The sequence below is a fragment of the Gordonia sp. ALPHA1B1 genome (assembly GCF_005502615.1).
Classification (GTDB): Bacteria; Actinomycetota; Actinomycetes; order Mycobacteriales; family Mycobacteriaceae; genus Gordonia; species Gordonia hongkongensis.
This window is the reverse complement of the sequence record NZ_SCOC01000032.1, coordinates 42,785-49,325: the sequence shown is the minus strand read 5'-3', so window position 1 is coordinate 49,325 and position 6,541 is coordinate 42,785. Positions and strand designations below refer to the sequence as shown.

Genomic DNA, 6,541 nt, shown 5'->3' with positions numbered 1-6,541 from the left:
GGGGTGACCGGGGCCAGGGTGGCGTCGGGGCGGGCGGCGAGGTCACGGACGTGTTCGTCGCTGATGATGCCGTGTTCGTCGAGGAACCCGACCCCGGGTGCCCCGGCCAGGGTGGTGGCATCGGTGACGACATGGATCACGACTTCGGCGCGGACCGCGTCGAGGACGTTTTGTGGGTCCGGGATGTCGGCGGTGCAGGGCTGTTCATCGTCGCACTGGCAGTCGAAGCTGGTGCGGGTCAACAGCGCGAACATCGCATCGGATCGTCGTATCCCCTGGGTGCGGCCATCCCGCTTGCAGACCGAGTCGGCGAGGATGGCGACGGCTTTGGCCGAGATCCGCACGTTCTCCGCCGACATCACCGCGGTGAGTTCGGCGGTGCCGTCGGGCAGTTCGTGGGTCCATACCCCACGTTGATCCATGGCGTCTTTGCGGCGTTGCCGTACCGCGTCGGGGTCGTGGCGGAAGACCAGGCGGTCGACCATGTCGCGCAGCCGCGCCCTATCCCACACACCCTTCCGGCGGCGCACAGTATCGGCGATCTCAGCATCAAGTACTGGGGTGATCGGGTCGTCGGCAGGTACCAGCTCGGTGCGGGAAATGACCAACCGGATCTGCCACTGCGCCAAGACCCCGTCACGCAACGTGTCGGCGGTGTCGGGGAGCCGGTCTCGTAGCGCGATGGCCTCGTCGATCAGGGTTTCGGCGTGCCGGCGGGACACCCCGGCTTGGCTGGCGATGCGGGCCGCGCAATCGGCATGGCCGTCCATCACGAACCCGGACGCGCTGGTGGTGATCAGGCGGTCGGTCATCGCCGCGATCGTCTGATAGCGGTGCCAGGCGAGGTAGGACTCGCCGCGTCGTGTGGCGTCGAGGCCGGCCATCAACATGACCATGTCGGTCTCGGCGGCGTGGGCAGGATCGACCCCGGCGGTGTACTCGCCCGGTAGATCGGTCCATGCCTTCACCACGCCCCCCGACGCCTGTTCACTCACCCGCTGCGACCAGGTGATCTGTTGAAACCAATGTAAACCCGGCCACCGACAAAAACCGGATGAGTCTCCACAGGAGTGACATCGTTGTCGACGAAATAGATTCTGGGCGTTGCGGTATGGTGCCGCCCGGGTTGTCGATGGCTGAGATCGTCGGGTCGCCAGGTGGTTTCGACACGGCGACTCGCCTAGCGGCTCGTTGCCGGCTCAACCAGCGGAGGGGGCGCCGGCTCAACCAGCGGGGGTGGGCGACTCGTCTAGCGGCTCGTTGCCGGCTCAACCAGCGGGGGTGGGCGACTCGCCTAGCGGCTCGTTGCCGGCTCGACGAGCGGGGGACGGCGCCGGCTCAACCAGCGGAGGGGGGTATCGGCTCGACCAGCGGAGGGAAGGGGTGGTCGCCAGGTGGCTTCGACACGGCGACTCGCCTAGCGGCTCGTTGCCGGCTCAACCAGCGGAGGGGTGCCGGCTCGACCAGCGGCAACGGCGCAATCGTGCCGCTTCCGTTCGTCGGACCGGCCATACTCATTCGATGAGAACTCGCACGACCAGGGTGGTCGTCCGCAGCGTGTACGGCACCGCCGCCGTCGAGTGGTTCTTGATCCTCGCGATCGCGACGATCATCGTCACGCGCCTGTATCTGCACCTCACCGGGTATCCGCAGGTCGGAAGCGGAACACTGCACATCGCGCACGCGCTGTGGGGTGGCGCGCTGATGATGCTGGCGCTCATCACCGGATGGTTGTTCCTCGGGGCGACGGCGCGGATCATCGCGATCGTGCTGGGCGGTATAGGTTTCGGGTTGTTTCTCGACGAGGTCGGCAAGTTCGTCACCCGCTCCAACGACTACTTCTATGGGCCGTCGGCGGAGATCATGTACGTGCTCGTCGTGATGATCCTGTTGATCAGCCGCGTCGTCCGGGATGTCAAGCGGCCCACCGGCGCCGAGGCGCTCGCCAATGCGGCGGTCATCGCGGCCGACGGTGTCGCGCACGGGCTTCCGGAACGTCGTCGACGCCAGGCCGAAGAGTTTCTCGTGGTGGCCGAGGGCAAGGGGCTCGACGTCGAGACGATCGGTCACATCCGAGCGCTCCTCGAATCCAGCGAGGGTACGCCGGACCGGTTGATGCGACTCCGCGACCGGGCGGTCGCCCTGATCCCGGACTTCTTCCGCAGTCCCCGATGGATTCCGGTCGTCGGGTGGGGGTTGGTCATCGCGTCCGCACTGACCGTCATCGTCGGCGTGCTGAGCTTCTACTTCTCCGGAGACCGCAGCGAAGAACTCGACATCTACATCGAACTCACCGGCAGCACGCCCGCCACCTGGATTCTGTTGATCAGCGGGATCGCAACACTCGCCCTGGCGCTTCCGGCGATGGTCGCGCGCCGGCGCGGTGTGGAGCCGGCCGGGCCGCTACGAGGGCTGCGTATCGCCGCCTTGGTGTTCATGCTGTCGAACGCTCTTGTCGACTTCGCGCTCGAGGGCTTCGGTGCCCTGTTCAACCTCGCCCTGGGTTTGTTCGCCCTCAGCATCGTGAGTTACCACCTCGCGCAGGCGTCCGTCGCGTCGGACGGCAGTCGTGATCAACTGAGGGTGTGACTCATCTCGATCGGACTGTGGCTGCCGCGCGTGTCGAGGGCTTCGACCGGCGGACCGCGGACGTCCCGGGCGCACGGGCCGCCTCGGTCGTCCTTGCAGTAGCGGAGAAGGACGGCCGTCAGGGGATCTGGCTGTGCAAGCGTCCCACGACGATGCGACGCCACGCCGCCCAATTCGCACTCCCCGGTGGCCGGCTCGACCCCGGTGAGGACCATGTCACGGCCGGCCTACGCGAACTCGACGAAGAACTCGGCATCCAGCTGCCGCCGAGCTCGGTGCTCGGGGCGCTCGACGACTATCCGACGCGCTCGGGTTTCGTGATCACCCCGATCGTCTGCTGGGCCGAGGAATACCAGGAGCCGACGCCCAATCCCGACGAGGTGGCGCTGCTGTTCTTCGTCACCTTTGAGGAACTTCTCGTCGAACCGCGGTTCCTCACGATCCCGCAGTCGGATCTCCCGGTCATCCAGTTGCCCATCGTCGGCTCCCTCGTCCACGCCCCGACCGCCGCGGTGATCTACCAGTTCGCCGAGGTGGTCCTGCGGAACCGGCAGACACGGGTCGACGGCTTCGAGCAGCCGGTCTTCGCCTGGAAATAGCCACTCAGCCGGCGACGAGTCGCTGCTCGGCCCGACGCACGTAGGGCCGGGCTCCCGTGTCGCGGGCCACCCGGACGGCATCCTGCAGGTCGGCGGTTCCATCCAGCCCGACGACCTCGCGTGCGGTTCCGCGGTACAGCGTCGCGGGTCCCAGACACACGAGTCCGGGCCATTGCACCACCAGGCCCGACGACCAGTCGGCGGTGAACGGCTCGATGCGGCGGCAGATCTCACCAGCGGCGTCGCGGTGACGGGAATCGCGAGACACCGCGTAGAGCGTCTCGATGAGCAGTGGAACGCGCGCCACCACGCGCGAACCGGCCCACTGGTCGACGTCCGCGGTCAGCTCCGTCGCGAGTTCGAGGGCACGGTCGAGGTCGCCGCTCTCGGCGGCGCCCAGTGCGATCACCAGGGTGAAATCCTCGTCCACTTCTTCGGCGAGCGCATCGAACGGCGGCAACGCCGAGGCGAGCTCGCCGCGGTGCCACGCGGCGATCGACGCGCTGGTCGCCATCGACGACTCGGCGAGAAGTCGTGCACGGTCGGACAGCCCGCCGACCGTCGCAGCGAACGTCTCGGTCAGTGCCGTGCTGGTGTCGTAGTCGCCACGTAACAGCGCGATCATCACCTGCCACCACAACTGCATCGTCTCCACATCGGTACCGCCGATACGTTCGGCGAGCCGGGTGAACTCGGTGGACAGGCGTCGCGCCAGACGCAGATCAGCCGCCTCCAACGCGCAGACACGTTGCAGATGCAGCGCGGTGGCGCGTTTGTGGAGGTCGCCGGCCGACAGTTCGTACAGCTCCCGGGCGATCTTGCGTCGATCCGCCAGACGGTCGGGAACCCACCGGACGAGGAACTCGGCGAGGTCGATCTCGAAATCCACGGCACCGCTGTCGTGGACGACACGTGCGGCACCGAGATGGTCGTCGGCGCCCGGCAAGCCGAGGACGGTCAACCGGGCTGCCTCCGATGCGTGAAGGCGCGCAACCACTTCGGGGTCCAGGGCCTCGCCGTGCGTCAGTGCCTCGCGGGCGAGAGCGGCATGGTCGGCCTGCACGACGCCGTAACCGGACCAGTAGCCCGCGACCCCATTCGGTGCCGACAGCAGTGCGGTCTCGGCGAGGGCGGGCCAATCCCGCGTCAGCCGACTCACCGTCGCGGCCGATTCGAAAGAGTCCGCAGCCGAATCGAACTCCCCGATGCGCAGCGCGGCGGTGCCGGCGATCCGGCGCAATTCGACGGTCGAGTCGGGGTCGAGTCCGGGCAGACCGAGCCCACGTCGTGCCAGGTCGAGCGCACGATGATCGGCCGTTGCCGAGAGTGCGCGGTGAGCCGCCCCGATGCATGTGCGAGCGGCGACGGCGGTCGAGTCCTCGTCGACGGCGCACTCGACGCGGTGCACGGCCAGTGACTCGAGATCGTCGGGACGCACCGCTTCGAAAGCAGCGGCGAGCCGCGCGTGCGCCTCGACCCGTTGCTCGCGCGAGAGGTGGTCGGCGAGACCCTTCGTGATGCTCGCAAGCTCGCTCCTCAGGGGGCTGGTGGTGACGCTCGCAAGCTCGCTCCTCAGGGGGCTGGTGGTGATGCTCGCAAGCTCGCTCCTCAGGGGGCTGGTGGTGACGCTCGCAAGCTCGCTCCTCAGGGGGCTGATGAGCCCGCTGCGGACTGCCTCGTCGGCCACGCCCTGACCGAGGGTGCGGGCCACCTCGGTGAACACATCGTCGGGGAGATCGCCGCCTGCGATCGTCACGGCCGTGACGATCGCACGAGCGGCAGGGGAGAGATCGTCGAACCGCGTCGAGTACATCGATCGGGCGGGATGGTCCCGGTCCGGCGGCGCCCCGGTTCTGGCGATGGTGCACAGTTGTTGCGCCACAGCAGGATTGCCGAATGACTGCGCGACCAGCGCGTCAGCGTCGACCCGGCCCGTGTCACCGAGCTGCTCGAGACGCCGAACGATCAACGCGCGCATGTCGTCGGAGCCGAGTTCGGTCAGACGCACCTCGACGACCGGCCCGTGCCGGTTCAGTGTCGACCGGAGGATCTCGACGGGCCCGGCGTCGGGGTCGCGGCAGGTGACCAGGACCGTCATCGGTGCCTGTCCGATACCTGCTAGCACGCGTCCCAGCACAAGAGCCGAGTCGGCGTCGAGCCACTGGGCGTCGTCGACGAGTAACACCGACCGCCCGTGCTCGGCGACGTCGGACCAGATGCGGGCGGTGAGGTCGGCGACGATTCGCGCCGTCGGGACGGAGACCGGGGACTCGCCGAAGAGTTCCTCGAGGCCGCCGAACGTCGGTCCGGGCGGGCCGGGTCGGCCGATGAAGCGGCGGGCCACGGCACTGTGCCGTGCGATGAGGTGCTCGACCAGCGCGGTCTTCCCGATGCCCGACGGGCCGATGAGGACCACACCCGCGGGACGGTCCGCGCCGGTTTGCCAGACCTGTTCGAGCACTGCGTGTTCGGCGACTCGGCCGATGAGTTCGCGTACCGGCTGCGGCGTGGCGGAGGTGGCGGAGAGCGGCGAGACCGCGGGAGACGGGTCGAGCAGGTCGTCTTCCAGCGCGATCGTGTCGGGATGCGGATCGAGACCCAGGTCGTCACGGAGGGCCTGCCGGAGTCGGCGCAGTACGCCGAGGGCGTCGACCGTGCGTCCGTCGTCGTGCAGCGCACGAGCGAGGGTCCGCGCGGCGCCCTCGCGGTAGGGGTGCCGTTGACAGAGCGGCGTCAGCAACGCGACCGAGCGACGGTACTCGCCGACCGTGCGCAGCGCGTCGGCTGCGGTCTCGGTGAACTCGGCACGTATCTCCGCGAGCCGGACGAGTTCGGGTGCGATGTCGGCGATGTCGGCGATCTCCGGAAGCGGTTCGCCCCGCCATAGTTCGAGCGCTCGGCACAACACCTCTGCGCCGGCCCGGGGGTCGGACCGGACGAGCTGCAATCCCTCCTGGCCGAACTGGTCCAGCAGATCGAGGTCGGTGACTGCGCCGTCGCAGTGCAGTAGGTATCCCGCGGGGACGGTGTCGATGCGGACGACGCCGGTCGGGGCCAGCGAGCGTCGAAGCCGGGACACGTATCCGTGCAGTGTGCTCGCCGCCGACGCCGGTGGACGACCACGCCACAGGAGCTCGGTCACCCGCTCAGGCGAGCACGCGGTCCGTTCCGCGGCGAGGATGGCAAGCAGCTCGGCGTGCTTGCGGGCTGTCATCGGGATCGGCGACCCGTCGGCAGCCGTGACCGACAGTGGACCCAGGACCCGGATCGCCAGATGTGGTTCAGAAGCCAACTCACGCGCCGTTCGTCGGGTCGCACCAGTCGCGCACAAGGCTAACACCAGCGCGGGTTGT

Annotated in this window: 4 protein-coding genes; 2 read left to right on the top strand and 2 right to left on the bottom strand. The window is 68.5% G+C overall.

Going from position 1 to position 6,541, the window contains the following annotated elements; genetic code table 11:
• Positions 1-995 (bottom strand): DUF222 domain-containing protein (locus FFS52_RS18490; protein WP_249358711.1); only part of this gene is annotated, 995 nt, incomplete at its 3' end.
• A gap of 547 nt (positions 996-1,542) precedes the next feature.
• On the opposite strand from FFS52_RS18490, the gene FFS52_RS18485 reads away from it, so the two are divergent.
• The gene (locus FFS52_RS18485; RefSeq protein WP_078113514.1) at positions 1,543-2,589 is read left to right on the top strand and encodes a hypothetical protein; all 1,047 of its coding nucleotides are present in this window, start codon (positions 1,543-1,545) and stop codon (positions 2,587-2,589) included.
• Positions 2,586-3,188, top strand: a complete 603-nt coding sequence (locus FFS52_RS18480) for a CoA pyrophosphatase (protein ID WP_065631735.1) — start codon at positions 2,586-2,588, stop codon at positions 3,186-3,188. Before FFS52_RS18485 ends, FFS52_RS18480 begins: the two co-directional genes overlap by 4 nt.
• 4 nt (positions 3,189-3,192) lie before the next feature.
• Here FFS52_RS18480 and FFS52_RS18475 read toward each other — a convergent pair whose 3' ends face one another.
• On the bottom strand, positions 3,193-6,480 hold the full coding sequence (locus tag FFS52_RS18475; RefSeq protein WP_137810548.1) for a BTAD domain-containing putative transcriptional regulator: 3,288 nt from the start codon (positions 6,478-6,480) through the stop codon (positions 3,193-3,195).
• Positions 6,481-6,541 lie beyond the last annotated feature (61 nt).